This is a genomic window from Bhargavaea ullalensis, from assembly GCF_042432615.1.
In the GTDB taxonomy this organism is placed as follows: domain Bacteria; phylum Bacillota; class Bacilli; order Bacillales_A; family Planococcaceae; genus Bhargavaea; species Bhargavaea ullalensis.
Genome location: NZ_JBHLWY010000042.1, coordinates 1 through 16,759 on the forward strand (window position 1 = coordinate 1; position 16,759 = coordinate 16,759).

Sequence of the window (16,759 nt, forward strand, 5' to 3'; positions counted from 1 at the left end):
TCGACCTTTGGAAAAAACTACGAACGCCGTTTCAAAGACACCGATCTTTTTGAACAGATCTTCTACCAAATCTTGAAACAGGTGGCGGATAAGGGGCTTCTTCGGGCAGAGCATATGTTTATCGACTCCACACACGTCAAGGCCAGCGCAAACAAGCACAAGTTCACCAAAAAGGTGGTCCGCAAGGAAACACGGGCTTACCAGTCCCTGCTTGAAGAGGAAATCAACGCGGATCGTGTAGAGAACGGGAAGAAGCCATTTCCTGAGGATAGAGGGGATCGAGAAGAGGAAAAAGAAATCCAAGAAAGCACGACTGACCCGGAAATCGGTTATTATGTGAAAGACGGGCAGAGAAGAATGTGCGGGATGCCCTCTGTTAGCACAGTGTACACAGAGTCGGAATCATGTAAAGGTCATCACCCGGCATGTCTGGGAAGATTATCTTGACCAAGCGGAAGCACTGAGACTCACTCCGGAAAACAAGGAAATTTACGCAGGGCGGAAAGAGATTTAAAAAGACGGGCCTGCTCGACATGGAAAGCACCAAACCCGGCCAGACGGCCGGTTGCTCATCAGCAACCCGGGGACCCAACGCTAATTTTATTTCCATAAAAGCAGCAAATCAGGTCCGGCAAACACTTCCGGACCTGATTTGTCTGCAGTCTGAAGGGACTGGCAATAGTTGCCGGTCCCTTTTCTGTGATTCAGGCTTCCTGATGCACTTCATACCATCCGAGCCGTTCTTCGATCTTCCGTTTCCGGTAAAAGACTTCAGCAGTTTCCGCCAGTTCCCGGATGACATTCCGGTTGGTGATTGCGCCGAACAACAGCCCGGCGACCGGCACCATCTGGAACAGCTTTTTCCAGCCCCAGCGGTCACGATAAGAGTAGACCACTTCCCGCCATCCCTGCAGTTCGGAAATGACTTCTTGACGGGCGGCCCCGGGGTCTTCCGTGATCTGGCGGGCCTGGCGCAGCACGAGCTTTTTGCCTGATGCATCCGACGAGATGAATTGGAGCACCTTGACGATGAACAGACGTTCCTCCGGCAACTTCGGATCGAACCCGTAACACATGGCGATGTCCTGCACGGTTTTCAGCTGCAGGCCGAGAAGCAGGGGAATGTCGATCGACAGCGTAAAGATTCCGCCGAAACCGGTGGATGCGCCCTGGACGGCGGCCGCTTTTCCCCGGGTCGAAGCGACATGCTCCGCGGCTGCATCCATCTGGCGGACCGGCAGACGGGAGACATCCGACAAAGTGCGGATGCGCTCATCTTTGAAGAAATTGGTCACGGCTTTCTCTGAACTGAGGTAGCCGCCCCCCGTCTGGACGAATTTTCCGAGCTCATCGAGCGCCGTCCCGATTTTTCGGTGGATGAATTCGGGCGTCAGTTTGTCCAAAATCTTAAACGGGATTTTTCCGATGCGCTGCCAAAACCAGCTTCCTCCCTGAGAGCGTTCCCACTTTTGGTTTTTTCGCAGCTCCTGTTCAAGCCAGTCTTTTGTTTCCATGTGAAATGAGTCCATAAACGCGCCTCCTTCCGGCAACTCCTTCTTCTTACGTAATGTTTACCCGAAAAGTTGCACAAGAACGCAGCGGCCGGATATCCTTCTCTTTTCCCAAACTGTCTTGTTCCGATACAATAGGACAGGAATCCACAAAGAAACAGGTGTAGATGAATGAAACCAATATTGATTATCGGCAGCGGGATCCTCGGCGCCTCCGCTGCGTACCACCTTGCGAAATCGGGACAGCCGGTGACAATCATCGACCGGCATGAACCCGGACAGGCAACGGGCGCCGCCGCCGGGATCATCAGCCCATGGCTGTCGCAGCGGCGCAACAAAGCCTGGTATGCACTGGCAAAAGGCGGGGCGGCGTTTTATCCCGAACTGATCCGTTCGCTTGAGAGCGACGGGGAAACCTCGACAGGTTACAAACAAGTCGGGGCACTGAGCGTACATTCCGATCCGGCAGTGCTGGACCTTGCGGAAGAACGGGCGTATGACCGGCGCAAAGAAGCCCCCGAAATCGGAGAAATCCGCCGCTTGACGGAGGAAGAGACGAGAGAGAAGGTGCCGGTTCTTGCCGAAGGATTCGCTTCGGTCTGGATCGGCGGAGCGGCCCGCGTGAACGGCCGCCAGCTCCGCGATTCGCTGTTGTCGGCGGCCGTGAAGCACGGAGCACGGATTTTGAGCGGTTCAGCGGTCGTTTCGGCCGGAGAAGGCCGGGTGAAAGGCGCGGTTGTGGACGGCCGGCTGATTGAAGGGGAGAAAGTTCTTGTGACGGCCGGAGCCTGGGCGCCGGAAGCGCTCGCACCGGCAGGCCTGCAGGTGGAAGTGCAAGCGCAGAAAGCCCAGATTCTCCATCTCGACCTTGGAGACCCGTCAACGGGAGACTGGCCGGTCATCATGCCCCCGCGCCGTCATTATATCGTGCCGTCCGACGGCGGCCGGATCATCGTCGGAACAACACACGAGGACGACCATCATTTCGAGCTGGACGCGACGGCGGGTGGCATTCATGAAATGCTCGACAAAGCGCTCGTGACCGCCCCCGCTCTGTCCAGGGCCGCGTTCTCCTCTGCAAATGTCGGTTATCGGCCCTTTACCGCGGACAACCTGCCGGTGATGGGTCCGCTCGGCGGCATCGACGGGCTTTATTTTGCCAATGGACTCGGTTCAAGCGGGCTGACGGTCGGGCCTTTCCTCGGCACGCAGCTTGCCAAAATGGCGGCGGGAGAGCCGCTGGATATCGACCCGGCGCCGTATGATCCGTCAAAAGTGCTGCTGGGCCACTGATCTGGAAGGAGGGATGCCCTTGGCTACCGCAACTGCCGCCGGGCGGATGCCCGCACCGGTTTATCCGGTCATGTTCGCGATCGGCGCATGCCATCTGTTTAATGACGCCATTTCAGCGGTCGTCCCGGCGATGTACCCGATCCTCAGGGAGGCGAACGGCTATACGTACACCCAGCTCGGGGCCATCACATTCGTCCTTCAGATGCTGTCCTCGGTCATGCAGCCGGTCGTCGGCATCCTGAGCGACCGCAAGCCGAGGCCGGCGATGATGCCGGCTGCAATGGTGCTGGCTTTCGCCGGAGTCGGCCTGCTCGCATTTTCACCGAGCTACTGGCTGCTGCTCGCGGCGGCGGTGTTCCTCGGACTCGGGTCCGCGATTTTCCACCCGGAAGGCTCGAGGGTCGCTTATATGGCGGGCGGCAGCAAGCGGGGAATTTCCCAGTCGATCTTCCAGGTCGGCGGGAATTCCGGCCAGGCGCTCGCCCCGATCATCACCGCGCTCATTTTGATCCCGCTCGGGCAACACGGGGCCGCCTGGTTTCTGATGATCGCGGCAGCCGGAGTGTGGATTCTCCTGATCATCGCCCGCTGGATGAAAAGACGGCTGGCGGAGGAAGCTGCTCTGCCGGGCAAGCGTCCGGCACCTGCGGGGATCGCGTGCCTCACCAAAAAACGGGTCCGTGCAGCGCTTTTGCTTCTCATGCTCGTCATCATCGTCCGTTCGTTCTACGTGGTGAACATGCAGGGGTACTTTGTCTTTCACTTGACGGACAAATATGGACTGACCATCCGGCAGGCACAGTATTTCATTTTCATGTTTCTCGCGCTCGGCGCAGCCGGAACATTTTTCGGAGGGCCGTTCGCGGACAAATATGGCCGCAAGCGGCTGATCGCGGCGTCGGCGCTCATCCCGATCCCGCTTTGCCTCGCCTTGCCGCATCTGCCGATTTACCTGGTGGCACCGGCGCTTGGCATCATCGGGTTTGTTCTCATGTCGAGTTTCTCCGTGGCCGTCGTTTATGCGCAGGAGCTTGTGCCGGGGAAAATCGGGACGATGGCCGGACTGACAACAGGATTCGCGTTTGGAGTCGGCGCGGTCGGCTCTGTCGCAATCGGGGCGTTCATGGACGCGGCGGGGGTGCCAGCGACGATGCTCGTGATCTCCGTTCTCCCGATTCTCGGGATCGCTTCCATCTGGCTGCCCGATGACCGTTCCTCGGCGCTCGGATAGGCCCGCCGGCTGAAACCGCTTCCGGTATTCTACGAATTTCGTCAATTTTCTTCTTTCTTGTTTTCACAAGTCAGCATGTTATACTAGGTCCAATGAAACCATCGACGCTCATATAATCGCAGGGATATGGCCTGCAAGTTTCTACCGGTCCGCCGTAAACGGACCGACTATGAGAGGCAGACAAATGATCGAAACGGCGGGCTTTCCTTCCGTCTTTCTTTCGTTTATTGGCCCGGCATTCATTGCGCCCGGCGGCTGTCCCTCATAACCGGGGGAGGCCGCCGGGCGTTTTTCCGGTCTTGCAGAGCGTACGCAGAGATCATATCGGGAGGAGTCCGTACAAATATGAAAATGCTTCAGGAGAAAATCACCCATGAAGGCATCGTGCTGTCCGAAGAGGTGTTGAAAGTCGATTCGTTCCTGAACCACCAGGTGGATCCGCAGCTGATGCAGGCGATCGGACATGAATTTGCCGAGCGGTTCGGCCAGGAAGGCATCACGAAAATCCTGACGATCGAGTCGTCCGGCATCGCGCCGAGCGTGATGGCGGGACTGACGCTCGGCGTCCCCGTGATCTTTGCCAGAAAGCGGGCATCACTCACACTGAACCAGAATCTTCTGAGCGCCGAAGTGAAGTCGTTCACAAAAAAAGAGACGAACACGATTTCTGTGTCCGGAGACTTTCTCACGGCCGGCGACACGCTCCTGATCATTGATGATTTCCTCGCCAACGGCCAGGCGGCACTCGGTCTTCTGGACATTGCCGAAAAAGCGGGAGCCAAAGTGGCCGGAATCGGAATCGTCATCGAAAAGGGCTTCCAGCCAGGCGGACAACTGCTGCGGAACCGCGGCGTGAGAGTGGAGTCCCTCGCCATCGTCGAGTCTCTCAACGGCGGCCATGTCACCTTCCGCAAGGAGGCTCAACCCAAGTGAAACAGGCACTCCGTGAGACCACGCTCGGCATCCAGCACCTGCTCGCCATGTATGCAGGCGCCATTCTCGTCCCGCTGATTGTCGGCGAAGCACTCGGATTGACGACCGAACAGCTGACTTATCTTGTGGCTGTCGACATCTTCATGTGCGGGGTGGCGACGCTTCTCCAGATCATGACAAACCGGTTTTTCGGCATCGGTCTTCCGGTTGTGCTCGGCTGCACATTCACCGCCGTGGGTCCGATGATTGCGATCAGCGGCGACTACGGGATTTCAGCTCTTTACGGGTCGATCATCCTGTCGGGACTGTTCATTGTTCTCATCAGCCCATTCTTCGGCATGCTCGTGAAATTCTTCCCGCCGGTCGTCACGGGTTCAGTCGTGACGATCATCGGTCTTACCCTGATCCCGGTCGCCATCAACAACATGGCGGGCGGGCAAGGGTCGCCCGACTTCGGCTCCAACACGAATATCATGCTGTCGTTCGGCACATTGCTCATCATTATCCTCGTTTATAAATTCACGACAGGTTTTGTCCGTTCGATCTCGATTCTGATCGGTCTGATCGCGGGAACGGCTGCCGCTGCAGCGATGGGCGCCGTCAGTTTCGGTAACGTCCGCGATGCTTCCCTGTTCCATATGCTGGAGCCGTTCCATCTCGGTACGCCGACGGTCGTCTGGCCGGCCGTCATCACGATGTGCCTCGTCAATATGGTGTCACTTGTTGAATCCACGGGAGTTTACTTCGCGCTCAGCGACATTACGGGCAAAAAGCTCGATCAGCGCGATCTGTCCCGCGGCTACCGGGCGGAAGGGATCGCCGTCATGCTCGGCGGGCTGTTCAACGCCTTCCCTTACACGACCTTCTCCCAGAACGTCGGGCTGATCCAGATGTCCGGCGTGAAATCCCGGCGGATCATCCTGATCACGGCCGGTATGCTCATCACGCTCGGCTTCCTGCCGAAAGTGGCGGCTGTCACGACGATCATCCCGACATCGGTGCTCGGCGGCGCGATGCTGGCGATGTTCGGCATGGTGGCTACGCAAGGCATCAACATGCTGAGCCGCGTAATGGGCGAAAAGCCGGAAAACGCAATGATCGTCGCCTGTGCAATCGGCCTGGGCCTCGGCGTCAGTGTGGTGCCGGATCTGTTCCAGGCGCTTCCTTCCGGCGTCCGCCTTCTGACGAGCAACGGCATTGTCGCGGGAAGCGTCACGGCCATCGTCCTGAACATCGTCTTCAATATGATCCCGGGCAGGCAGGAGCAGGCCGATACGCTGTCTGCTGAGGAGCCGTCCGTAATGGCGGAGCACGCCCGCGAAGCCTGACCTGAAGTAGAATCATCCGAATCCAGCGCCCAGACCGGTCAGTACCGGAGCGGGGCGCTTTTCTTTTTCGGTTCATCAGGCTAAAGGAATTCAGAACTTCCCGTCCGGCGGTGTCTGATAAAATAGGGAAGTCAAACAGGAGGGAATCAACGTGGGAAATCATCCGTTTACAAAATCACCCGCTTATGACTATGTGCTCGTCATATTCGGCGCCGCGCTCGTCGGCCTCAGCTTCAACCTGTTCCTGCTGCCTACACGGATCGCCGCCGGCGGAGTGTCCGGCATCAGCACGATTTTATACGAAATGTACGGATGGAATCCGGCTTTCGTCCAGTGGTCCATCAGCCTGCCGCTGTTCGTGCTGGCCATACTCCTTGTCGGCAAGGAGTTCAGCATGAAGTCGCTCGTCGGCACATTTTTCGTGCCGTTCACGATCTGGGTGACCGGCGGGCTGAAACTGCACGTCGAGAATCCGCTGCTCGGTTCGATCTACGGCGGGATCCTGCTCGGCATCGGCCTCGGGATCGTTTACCGCGGCAACGGGTCGACGGGAGGGACGGCGATGATCGCCCAGATCCTCAAGAAATTCACCGGGATCTCAAGCGGATTCGCACAGCTTCTCGTCGACGGCTTCGTGGTGCTTGCTTCTGCATTCGTATTTGACTTCGAGTTGGCGCTTTATGCGCTCATGTCCATTTACGTGACGAGCAAGGTGATCGACTTTGTCCAGCTCCGGACTTCGCCGACGAAGCTCGTGCTCATCATCACCGACAAGGAAGCCGAAGTGCAGTCGGTCATCCGGGACGAGATTGACCGCGGCCTGACGAAAATGCGGGTGGTCGGCGGCCATTCCGCAAAAGAGCGGACGATGATCCTCTGCGTCGTCGAGCAGTCGGAAGCGGTCTACCTGAAAAAGCTGCTCGAGGAAAAGGAACCGTCCTCGTTCGTCATCTTCCTCAGCGCCTCGGAAATCCTCGGCAGGGGATTCTCGTCGGCGAGAATCTATGAGTGAGGACCCTTCCTTCAGTTGGTGATTTTTTTGTTGCCGGACATTGGGGAGAGGCTGCCTGATATCCGAGGAGGATTGCCCGACGTTCGGTGAGTCTTTCCTGACATTCAAGCAGGTGATCCCGGCATTCGGGCGGGCTTTCCCGACATTCGGAGCTTCCGGAAACGTCCGTTCCGCCATCGGTGGTTTGATTCGTGAAAAAACAGGGGAGAGTCGAAGCAATGCGCTGGCAGATGCTTCGGGCAATTCCGGATATAAGGGCGGCGTGCATTCACTATTGAATTCACCCGCCCTTTTTTGGTACGGTTTAATTTGTCTGATGTCAGACCATCATTGAAATCAACCGCCTTCGGTCGGTATCGGAATGAAGAGGGATCAGCTATGAATAATATCTTGTGGGGTTTGCTTGGAATCGCAGCCGTACTCGGCCTGGCGTTCCTCCTGTCGGACGCCAAGCGGTCGATCAAGCCGAGAACGATAATCGGAGGCCTGGCCATCCAGCTTTTGTTCGCGTTTGCCGTCTTGAAATGGGAAGCGGGAAGAAAAGGGCTGGAATGGTTTTCCGGCGTCGTCCAACAAGTGATCGACTATGCGGGGGAAGGCATTGCATTCGTATTCGGACCTGCGGCGGACGTTGAGAACTTCGGCTTCGTCTTTGCGTTTAACGTCTTGACGATCATCATTTTCTTCTCGTCGCTCATTTCTGTTCTTTATTACCTCGGCATCATGCAATGGGTGATCAAACTCCTCGGCGGCGGGCTGTCCAAACTGCTCGGAACGAGCAAGGCGGAGTCAATCTCGGCCGCGGCGAACATTTTCGTGGGCCAGACGGAAGCGCCGCTCGTCGTCCGTCCGTTCATCTCCGGAATGACACGTTCCGAGCTGTTTGCGGTCATGACCGGGGGACTGGCATCGGTCGCCGGGTCGACTCTCGCCGGATACGCGCTTCTCGGTGTCCCGCTGAAGTATCTGCTCGCGGCCAGCTTCATGGCGGCGCCGGCCGGGCTCATCATGGCGAAAATCATGATTCCGGAGAGGGACAAGCCGAATGAGGAATCATTCGAGATGGAAAAGGACAACGAATCGGCCAACGTCATCGACGCGGCGGCGAAAGGTGCGGGCGACGGGCTCCACCTTGCGCTCAATGTCGGGGCGATGCTGCTCGCCTTCATTGCCCTCATCGCGCTGCTCAACGGGATTCTCGGTTTTGCCGGCTCGTTCCTCGGCTTTGAACACCTGACGCTTGAAGGGATTCTCGGCTATGTGTTCGCCCCGCTTGCGTTCGTGATCGGCGTGCCGTGGGAGGAAGCCATGCAGGCAGGCAGCTTTATCGGCCAAAAGCTCGTACTCAATGAGTTCGTTGCGTATTCGTCGTTCGCGCCGGACATCCCGGATCTTTCGCCGAAGACGGTCATCGTCGTTTCGTTTGCGCTGTGCGGATTCGCCAATCTGAGCTCGCTCGCCATTCTGCTCGGCGGTCTCGGCGGTCTTGCGCCGGACCGGCGGCCGGACATCGCACGCCTCGGCATGCGGGCGGTCGCGGGCGGCGCACTCGCATCGCTCCTGAGCGCGGCCATCGCCGGTATGTTCATCTGAATGAATTGGAAAAGGGATGCGTCCGGCCAAAGCCGGAGCATCCCTTTTTGCGGTAACGTTCTTTTTGAATCAAATCGATTTTCCCTTTTGCCCCGGCATCTGTTTCGCCGGTGGCTTATTTGCCGCGGTGTGATCCATCCACATGACAACTTAAGCAATGCAATCCCTGCCTGCTATTGCATCCTTGCGGCCCTGAAGCCGCGCCAGTGTGAATAAGTCCTCTCCGAATCATCCGGATGGACGCCAATCTCGCCGATTCCGTTCATCATGAAGCATTACATCTAACCATTATACATGGTCTTGGCAGGATTGTAAAGCAATCAGCCCGAATGTGTGGACGATCCGTCATACGAGCTGCTGTTCAGCATACTCCCGGTATACCGGATGGGTACGGAGCAATTCCTGGTGCTTCCCGATCCCGGTCACACGCCCGCCTTCGATGAAGACGATTTTGTCCGCATCCACGATGGTTGAAAGTCGGTGGGCGATTGCAAATGTGGTCCGTCCGGCCATGAGCCGGGAAAGGGCATCCTGGACCATCGCTTCCGAATGGCTGTCCAGGCTGGCCGTCGCTTCGTCCATCATCAGGATGAGCGGGTCGCGGAGAAATGCCCGGGCAATGGCAATCCGTTGCCGCTGGCCGCCCGACAGTTTGATTCCCCGTTCTCCGATCTCCGTGTCCAGGCCATCGGGAAATTCCCGGATGAATCCGTCGGCATATGCCATTTCAGCCGCAAGCCAAAGCTTATCGTCTTCGGGCCGCCCGGTGCTGTCCATCCCGTAAAGCAGATTGTCGCGGATCGTCCCTGACATCATCGAGCTGTCTTGTGCCACATAACCGATCTGCCGGCGCCAGTTTTCCAGAGAAACCCGGGAGATCGGAGTGTCGCCGATGAGGATTCGGCCGCTGTCCGGCTCATAAAAGCGCTCAAGGAGTGCAAACAGCGTGGATTTCCCCCCGCCGCTCGGACCGGCGAACGCGATCATTTCACCGGGATTCGCGGTGAAACTGACTTCATTCAATACCGGTTCTTCCGGGTTGTAGGAGAAGCTCACCCGGTCAAGGGTCACCGGCTTGCCGGCCACGTCCGCACTGATGCCCGTCTGCCCGGGTTCCGGTTCCAGCCCGAGAATATGGATGATTCGTTCTGTCGCACCTTTCGCCTTCTGAAGCTGTGTGAAAAACATCGCGAATGAAGTGACCGGCATGATGATCTGGAACAGATAGAGCAGGAAGGCGACGAGCGTGCCGGTCGACATGGAGCCACCTGCGACCCGGACGCCGCCGTACACGATGATGCAGACGATCACCGTCATGAGGACCAGGTTCATGAGCGGCCCGATCAGGGAAACGACTTTCGCTTCCCGAAGGCCGAACTGCATGAGCCGTCCGATGCCTGCGACACCTTTCTTTTCCTCGTCCGCTTCTGCGTTCGATGCCTTCATGAGCCGGATTTCACTGATTGTCTGCTGGATGCTTCCGCTGAAGGCGGCAGTTTCATCCTGCATGCCCCGGGAAATCTTCGCCATCCGCTTTCCGAGCGGAATCATGATGATCACGGTGACCGGCACTGAAACGAGCATGACGAGCGTCATTTTCCAGTCCATGATCAACAGGAGCGTGACCGCACCGATGATGGAAATAATGCCGCTGACGAACTGGGGCACATGATCGGAAATCAGTTCCCGGACGATGCCGGTGTCATTGACGACCCGGCTGACGGTGCCGCCGCTCGGTTCGGTGTCAAAATGGGACACCGGGAGCCGGAGAAGCTTCCGCCACATCCGTCCGCGCAGTTCGGCCACGACTTTCTGTCCCGAATAGCTGAGCAGGTAGTTCGACACTCCGCTGATGGCTGCCTGCAAAATGAAAGCCGCCGCAATGGCTCCGATGAGCGGCGCACTCAGAGAGGAAACGGAAAATCCGTCCACAAGACTGCGTGTGAGGAGCGGGATGGCCAGTGAGACGAGCGTTGTGATGAGAAATCCCGCCAGTCCGGCGCTCATCGCAGCCTTTGGAAGCCGCGTCGTCTTCATCAGCCGAAGAAACGAACGATTGCTGGTTTTGTTTTCTTTCATGCTTTGAATCCCTTCTTTCTGCACCTGAACGGCCGGATTCCGCCGACGGGAATCAAACGATTCTAAATGGCCTGAATTTCTCCGGTCCGCAATGAAAAACCGGAGACGCGCTCCCGAATATGCTATACTATTTGGCATTGTGATTCCATTAGGGGGACGCACGTGTGGGGATAAAGGGGAGATTGTCGGCAGCCGTCATCGTCGTCCTTTTTAATATTGTTCGCTATTTCTACTATAATGTCCATTTGGGACTGCCGTTTGGTGCGGATTTTTTCATTCTGACGGCGTTTTTCCTTTCGTTCGCCCTGTACGGAGGATACCAATACGACCGTGCGGATTACATGGCCAGGCGGGATCCTCTCACCGGGGCATACAACCGGAGATCACTCGGGGAGCATGTCCGCCGTCTCGCCGGCAGGAGAAAGAGTCAGTTCGCGGTTGTTTTGTTTGATCTGGACGACTTCAAGGAAATCAATGACCGGTTCGGGCACGAGACCGGGGACATGGTCCTGATCACTTTCACAAAGGCACTGAAGTCGTTCCTGGACAAGAGGGGCATCGTCGCAAGATGGGGCGGCGATGAATTCCTTGCCGTGGTGCAAGATCCGCAGGAGAATTTTAAAACGGAATTCCCGATTGAGACAATGAAGCAGATCCATGCCCTCTCATTCAACGGCGGACAGGCGATCGGGGTGTCATTCGGCATCGCGGTTTTTCCGGAAGACGGAAAAGATCTGGAAGCGCTCGTGATTGCAGCGGACCGGGAGATGTACGAAAATAAAGCCATTGCCAAATATTGAAGTCAAGGCTAATTACTTGTCGATACAAACGATATCCTTTACGATAAAATAATGATATTTTATGGAATGAGGCAGAAATCAATGAAACAATCGATCTACGGATTGACATTCGACGCCATGCAGGAATGGATGTCTGCAAACGGCCAGCAGAAGTTCCGCGCCAAACAAGTGTGGGACTGGCTTTATAAGAAGCGCGTCAAAACTTTTGATGAGATGAAGAACGTCAGCAAGGAATGCCGGGGACTTCTTGAAGAACAGTTCGAGATCCGTTCAATGGAAACGGCGGTCAAGCAGGAATCGGCCGACGGGACCGTGAAGTTCCTCTTCCGGCTCCAGGACGGCAACCTGATCGAAACGGTGCTCATGCACTTCAGCTACGGCCACTCGGTCTGCGTCACGACCCAGGTCGGCTGCAACATCGGCTGCAGCTTCTGTGCGAGCGGACTTCTCCGCAAAAGCCGCGACCTGAAGGCAGGCGAGATTGTCGAGCAGATCATGAATGTCCAGGAATACCTTGACGGATTCGGCGAAGGCGGCCGTGTGTCCAATATCGTCGTCATGGGCATCGGCGAGCCGTTCGACAACTACGACAATCTGATGGCGTTTCTGCGGATCGTCAACGACGGCGACGGCCTGTCGATCGGCGCCCGGCACATCACCGTATCCACAAGCGGCCTGGTAAAAGGCATCCGTGCCTTTGCCGATGAAGACTTGCAGGTGAACCTGGCACTGTCGATCCACGCACCGAACAATGAGCTGCGCACGCGCATCATGAAGATCAACAAAGCCTTCCCGCTTGAGCAGGTCATGGAAGCGATCGACTATTTCCTTTCAAAGAAAAACCGCCGCATCACGTTTGAATACATCCTGCTCGATGATGTGAACGACCATCCGGAAGAAGCCCTGCAGCTTGCAAAACTGCTGCAAAACAAGAAACACCTAAGCTACGTGAACCTGATCCCGTACAACCCGGTGGATGAACACGACCAGTACAAGCGGAGTTCGAAAGAATCGATTGAACTGTTTGAGAAAACCCTCAAGCAAAAGGGCATCCAGTGCGGCGTGCGCCTGGAACACGGCACCGACATCGATGCCGCCTGCGGACAGCTGCGCAGCAAGCAAATCAAGAAATCCGTTTCCTGAAGCGGATTCCATACAGACGGCCGGAGCAAACTGCTGCTCCGGCCGTTTTCTTTTTGTCGGTCCGTCGGCGATGAGACGGCCTATTTGACTGAATATATAAACTTCCTCATTTGGCGAATAGCTTTCCGTCCGGCACAATATAGTTTTTAGAGGCTGGAAAAAAACAACCGGCCGGCCTGCTTGAGAAATTAATCAAGTAAAGGTTGAAATGTTCCGTGCTTTCTGACAATATAGAAGGAGAGTCAGATGAAAGCGCATACAATGAGGAGGAATGGAAATGGTAGAAGCGATGAAGTCGCAGGTCTATGCAAATCCGAACACTGACGGGGCAAAGGTGAACTTCAAAGAGCGCTATGACAACTTTATCGGCGGACGGTGGGTTCCTCCCGCAAAGGGCGAGTACTTCGACAACATCACGCCGGTGACAGGGAAAGTCTTTACACAAGTGGCCCGCTCGACGGAAGAAGACATCGAAAAGGCGATTGATGCAGCCCATGAAGCGAAAGAGGCATGGGGCAAGACATCGGTTGCCGAGCGGTCGAACATTCTCCTGAAGATTGCGGACCGGATCGAGGAGAATCTGGAAATGCTTGCAGTTGCCGAGACGTGGGACAACGGAAAGGCCGTCCGCGAAACGCTGAACGCGGACCTGCCGCTTGCTATTGACCATTTCCGCTATTTCGCCGGCGCCCTCCGTGCCCAGGAAGGCGGAATCAGCCAAGTCGACGACAATACCGTCGCCTATCACTTCCATGAACCGATCGGTGTCGTCGGCCAGATCATTCCCTGGAACTTCCCGCTCCTCATGGCGGTCTGGAAGCTTGCGCCGGCACTTGCCGCGGGCAACTGCGTCGTCTTGAAACCGGCCGAACAGACGCCGGCTTCGATCATGGTGCTCGTGGAACTCATTGAAGATCTGCTTCCTGCCGGCGTGCTGAACGTTGTCAACGGATTTGGTCTGGAAGCCGGAAAGCCGCTTGCGTCCAACCCACGCATCGGCAAAATCGCCTTCACGGGCGAAACGACGACCGGCCGCCTGATCATGCAATATGCTTCTCAAAATCTCATCCCGGTGACACTCGAGCTCGGCGGCAAGTCTCCGAACATCTTCTTTGAGGATGTATTTGAAGAAGATGATGCGTTCCTCGACAAGGCGGTCGAAGGATTCGTCATGTTCGCACTCAACCAGGGTGAAGTGTGCACATGCCCTTCACGCGCACTCATCCAGGAATCTATTTACGACAAGTTCATGGAGCGCGCAATCAAGCGTGTCGAGGCGATCAAGGTCGGCAATCCGCTTGATCCGGAAGTGATGATGGGCGCACAGGCGTCGACCGAGCAAATGGAAAAGATCCAATCCTATCTCAAGATCGGCAAAGAAGAGGGCGCCGAGTGCCTGACGGGCGGAGAGCGAAACGAACTGGATGGCGATCTCAAAGACGGCTACTATATCAAGCCTACCGTCTTCAAGGGCGACAACAAAATGCGCATCTTCCAGGAAGAGATCTTTGGCCCGGTTGTCGCTGTGACGACTTTCAAGGACAAAGAAGAAGCACTTCAAATCGCAAATGACACGCTGTACGGCCTCGGCGCGGGCGTATGGACCCGGGACATGAACACCGCCTACCGGTTCGGCCGCGGCATCCAGGCCGGCCGAGTATGGACGAACTGCTACCATGCCTATCCGGCGCATGCCGCATTCGGCGGTTACAAAATGTCCGGCATCGGTCGCGAGACGCACCAGATGATGCTCAGCCACTACCAGCAGACGAAGAACCTGCTCATCAGCTACGATGAGAACAAGCAAGGTTTCTTCTGATCAGAAGGGAGGCGGCACCATGGTCGAACGGGTGGTTGCAACCGACGCGGCACTTGAACTGATCGGCATGCTCCGGGAAAAGCACGGGCCGGTTATGTTCCACCAGTCCGGCGGCTGCTGTGACGGCTCCTCGCCGATGTGCTATCCGGACGGCGATCTCCTCATCGGCAGCCGGGACATCCTTCTCGGTGAAATCGGGGGAGCCAAGTTTTATATGAACAAAGATCAGTATGATTATTGGAAGCACACACAAATCATCATCGACGTCGTCGACGGCCGGGGAGGCATGTTTTCCCTGGAAGGCGTCGAAGGCAAGCGGTTTCTCTCCCGTTCACGCGCATTTTCAAAGGAAGAAACGGAAGCACTCGGCATCTGACCGCCGGGCGTTCCGGTCGGCGGTTCTGTCTACGGACGGAATCGCCTTTTCGCATGAGAGAACGGATATTTGGACACATGCCGGTTTCCGCGGGTTGCCGAGTCGGTTCTGCTGTTCTACGATGGACTGTAGAAGAATGGAAAGGATGAGGGACGTGGCAGAGCATTTATTCAAGTTGACGGCAGACTGGCCGGGCAAGCGAAATGACGTCGGAACCATTGAAGCGGATCAACTCAAGACAAGCATATCCATCCCGCGGGAAATGGACGGACCTGGCATCGGCACGAACCCGGACGAAATGCTTCTCGGCGCAGCGGCGACCTGCTATATCATCACGCTGGCTGCAATGCTGGAGCGGGCGGGCATCCAAAAGGAGTCTCTGCGGATGGAGTCGGAGGCGGCGGTCGATGTGACGGGCGGCGTCTTCACCTACTTGCGCATCATTCACAGGCCGGAGCTGGTCCTCGCGCGCACGGCGGACGAGAGGAAGCTGGAGCAGGCACGCCGTCTTGCGGTGAAAGCGGAGGAATCATGCATGATCAGCCGGGCGGTGCGCGGAAACGTGGAAATCCGTCTTGAGGAGAACGTCTCGCGTGCAGGCGAATGACGGTAAGACCAAGCTGAATTCACGTGAGCGGCTCCTGAAGGTTGTCCACTTGCTCATGGAAGAGACCGATGAGCGGCATCCGCTTACCATTCATGAAATCCACGCCCGGTTCGACGGGCTCGGCGTCAGCTTGAAGGCCCTCAGAGAAGATGTTCAGGCTTTGGAAGAGTCGGACGATTTTCCGGTGGCCGCCGTCCAGGAAAAAGAGGGAACGGTCAAACAATACTTTTTCGACGGCCGACGGTTTCGGGTCCATGAACTCCGGCTTCTTCTTGACGCCATTTCCGCCGCAAAATTCATTCCCGAACAGCTCACCCAGTCGCTGCTCGGAAAAATCCGCAAGCTGACGAGCCGGCCGCTTGCCGATCAGCTGAACAACGAACTTCATGTCGCAGCCGATTCCGCCGATGTCACGGATACGGCTGCGGCCGTCCAGACCTTGCATGAGGCCGTCCAGAACCGCCTCAGGATCGCGTTCAAATACGGCCGCTACACCCCCGACCTGGATTTCAGGCTGTCGAGGGACGGCGGCGACTATGTTGTTGAGCCGTACGGGCTGGCCTGGAACAATGACAAATACTACCTTATCGCTTACTTTCCGGAGAAGGAAGAGATCCGGCAATACCGGGTCGACCGGATGCGCGGAATCCGGCTTGCCGGCGGTGATTTTGTCGCGGATCCCGGGTTCAGCCTCCAAGCTTATCTGGGCAGCGCTTTCCATATGTACAGCGGAGAGGCGATTTCGCTTGAAGCCCGGTTCGAAAACCGGCTCATCAATGTTGTCGTCGACCGATACGGGACTTCGGCGAACATCCGCCGGGACGGGGAGGGCCATTTCATCCTGAAAACACAGGCCGCGATGAGCGACGGGCTGGTCCGCTGGCTGCTCGGCTGGGGCGCCGGCGTGTCGGTCTTGCATCCGCCGCAGCTCACTGGGAGGATGCGGGAAGAGATCAAGAGAATGAATGAACTTTACCGATAAAAAATCACGGCAGGCGAACCGGGGGCGGATGTTGGCGGATCGGTCTTCCGTA

At 56.8% G+C, this 16,759-nt stretch carries 14 protein-coding genes, 1 pseudogene and 1 riboswitch; of the genes and pseudogenes, 13 read left to right on the forward strand and 2 right to left on the reverse strand.

The features are described 5' to 3' along the window. Positions 1–508 (forward strand): annotated as a pseudogene (locus tag ACFFIY_RS10090) (transposase); the annotation flags it as partial. Positions 509–704: 196 nt separating this feature from the next. Here ACFFIY_RS10090 and ACFFIY_RS10095 read toward each other — a convergent pair. Further along, positions 705–1,529 carry an EcsC family protein gene (locus ACFFIY_RS10095; RefSeq protein ID WP_354195568.1) on the reverse strand — a complete coding sequence of 275 codons (825 nt, stop codon included), beginning with the start codon at positions 1,527–1,529 and terminating at the stop codon, positions 705–707. Positions 1,530–1,682: 153 nt separating this feature from the next. Between ACFFIY_RS10095 and ACFFIY_RS10100 the strand changes: the two genes are divergently transcribed. From ACFFIY_RS10100 to ACFFIY_RS10125, 6 genes are all read left to right on the forward strand, one after another. Beyond that, on the forward strand, positions 1,683–2,804 hold the full coding sequence (locus tag ACFFIY_RS10100) for an NAD(P)/FAD-dependent oxidoreductase (RefSeq protein WP_354195566.1): 1,122 nt from the start codon (positions 1,683–1,685) through the stop codon (positions 2,802–2,804). A gap of 13 nt (positions 2,805–2,817) precedes the next feature. Continuing rightward, on the forward strand, positions 2,818–4,035 hold the full coding sequence (locus tag ACFFIY_RS10105; protein ID WP_376837255.1) for an MFS transporter: 1,218 nt from the start codon (positions 2,818–2,820) through the stop codon (positions 4,033–4,035). An 88-nt stretch (positions 4,036–4,123) separates the two neighbouring features. Next, positions 4,124–4,225, forward strand: a riboswitch (purine riboswitch). A 155-nt stretch (positions 4,226–4,380) separates the two neighbouring features. After that, complete coding sequence (locus tag ACFFIY_RS10110) at positions 4,381–4,968, forward strand: xanthine phosphoribosyltransferase (protein ID WP_354195564.1); 588 nt, start codon at positions 4,381–4,383, stop codon at positions 4,966–4,968. After that, complete coding sequence (locus ACFFIY_RS10115; RefSeq protein ID WP_354195562.1) at positions 4,965–6,296, forward strand: nucleobase:cation symporter-2 family protein; 1,332 nt, start codon at positions 4,965–4,967, stop codon at positions 6,294–6,296. The genes ACFFIY_RS10110 and ACFFIY_RS10115 overlap by 4 nt, the downstream gene beginning before the upstream one ends. A gap of 151 nt (positions 6,297–6,447) precedes the next feature. After that, positions 6,448–7,308, forward strand: a complete 861-nt coding sequence (locus tag ACFFIY_RS10120; protein WP_354195560.1) for a YitT family protein — start codon at positions 6,448–6,450, stop codon at positions 7,306–7,308. 378 nt (positions 7,309–7,686) lie between these two features. Continuing rightward, complete coding sequence (locus ACFFIY_RS10125; RefSeq protein ID WP_354195558.1) at positions 7,687–8,901, forward strand: NupC/NupG family nucleoside CNT transporter; 1,215 nt, start codon at positions 7,687–7,689, stop codon at positions 8,899–8,901. A gap of 345 nt (positions 8,902–9,246) precedes the next feature. On the opposite strand, the gene ACFFIY_RS10130 is transcribed toward ACFFIY_RS10125, so the two are convergent. Beyond that, positions 9,247–10,980 (reverse strand): ABC transporter ATP-binding protein, encoded by a 1,734-nt coding sequence (locus ACFFIY_RS10130; RefSeq protein ID WP_354195556.1) that lies wholly within the window; start codon positions 10,978–10,980, stop codon positions 9,247–9,249. A 164-nt stretch (positions 10,981–11,144) separates the two neighbouring features. On the opposite strand from ACFFIY_RS10130, the gene ACFFIY_RS10135 reads away from it, so the two are divergent. From ACFFIY_RS10135 to ACFFIY_RS10160, 6 genes are all read left to right on the forward strand, one after another. Beyond that, the gene (locus ACFFIY_RS10135; RefSeq protein WP_354195554.1) at positions 11,145–11,780 is read left to right on the forward strand and encodes a GGDEF domain-containing protein; all 636 of its coding nucleotides are present in this window, start codon (positions 11,145–11,147) and stop codon (positions 11,778–11,780) included. A gap of 81 nt (positions 11,781–11,861) precedes the next feature. Beyond that, positions 11,862–12,923, forward strand: coding sequence for a dual-specificity RNA methyltransferase RlmN (gene rlmN / locus ACFFIY_RS10140; RefSeq protein WP_354195552.1), 1,062 nt, complete (start codon positions 11,862–11,864; stop codon positions 12,921–12,923). Between the two features lie 277 nt (positions 12,924–13,200). After that, on the forward strand, positions 13,201–14,742 hold the full coding sequence (adh, locus tag ACFFIY_RS10145; RefSeq protein ID WP_354195550.1) for an aldehyde dehydrogenase: 1,542 nt from the start codon (positions 13,201–13,203) through the stop codon (positions 14,740–14,742). 19 nt (positions 14,743–14,761) lie between these two features. After that, positions 14,762–15,118, forward strand: coding sequence for a DUF779 domain-containing protein (locus ACFFIY_RS10150; RefSeq protein WP_354195548.1), 357 nt, complete (start codon positions 14,762–14,764; stop codon positions 15,116–15,118). Positions 15,119–15,272: 154 nt separating this feature from the next. Beyond that, positions 15,273–15,725: an OsmC family protein gene (locus ACFFIY_RS10155; RefSeq protein ID WP_354195546.1), complete on the forward strand. Its 453-nt coding sequence runs from the start codon at positions 15,273–15,275 to the stop codon at positions 15,723–15,725. Further along, positions 15,712–16,707 carry a helix-turn-helix transcriptional regulator gene (locus ACFFIY_RS10160; protein WP_354195544.1) on the forward strand — a complete coding sequence of 332 codons (996 nt, stop codon included), beginning with the start codon at positions 15,712–15,714 and terminating at the stop codon, positions 16,705–16,707. The genes ACFFIY_RS10155 and ACFFIY_RS10160 overlap by 14 nt, the downstream gene beginning before the upstream one ends. Positions 16,708–16,759: the final 52 nt, after the last annotated feature.

Bases quoted from the DNA above. Each gene is read 5' to 3' on its own strand.
- ACFFIY_RS10095 (WP_354195568.1), bottom strand. From the start codon at position 1,529: ATGGACTCATTTCACATGGAAACAAAAGACTGGCTTGAACAGGAGCTG.
- ACFFIY_RS10100 (WP_354195566.1), top strand. From the start codon at position 1,683: ATGAAACCAATATTGATTATCGGCAGCGGGATCCTCGGCGCCTCCGCT.
- ACFFIY_RS10105 (WP_376837255.1), top strand. From the start codon at position 2,818: ATGCCCTTGGCTACCGCAACTGCCGCCGGGCGGATGCCCGCACCGGTT.
- ACFFIY_RS10110 (WP_354195564.1), top strand. From the start codon at position 4,381: ATGAAAATGCTTCAGGAGAAAATCACCCATGAAGGCATCGTGCTGTCC.
- ACFFIY_RS10125 (WP_354195558.1), top strand. From the start codon at position 7,687: ATGAATAATATCTTGTGGGGTTTGCTTGGAATCGCAGCCGTACTCGGC.
- ACFFIY_RS10130 (WP_354195556.1), bottom strand. From the start codon at position 10,980: ATGAAAGAAAACAAAACCAGCAATCGTTCGTTTCTTCGGCTGATGAAG.
- rlmN (WP_354195552.1), top strand. From the start codon at position 11,862: ATGAAACAATCGATCTACGGATTGACATTCGACGCCATGCAGGAATGG.
- adh (WP_354195550.1), top strand. From the start codon at position 13,201: ATGGTAGAAGCGATGAAGTCGCAGGTCTATGCAAATCCGAACACTGAC.
- ACFFIY_RS10150 (WP_354195548.1), top strand. From the start codon at position 14,762: ATGGTCGAACGGGTGGTTGCAACCGACGCGGCACTTGAACTGATCGGC.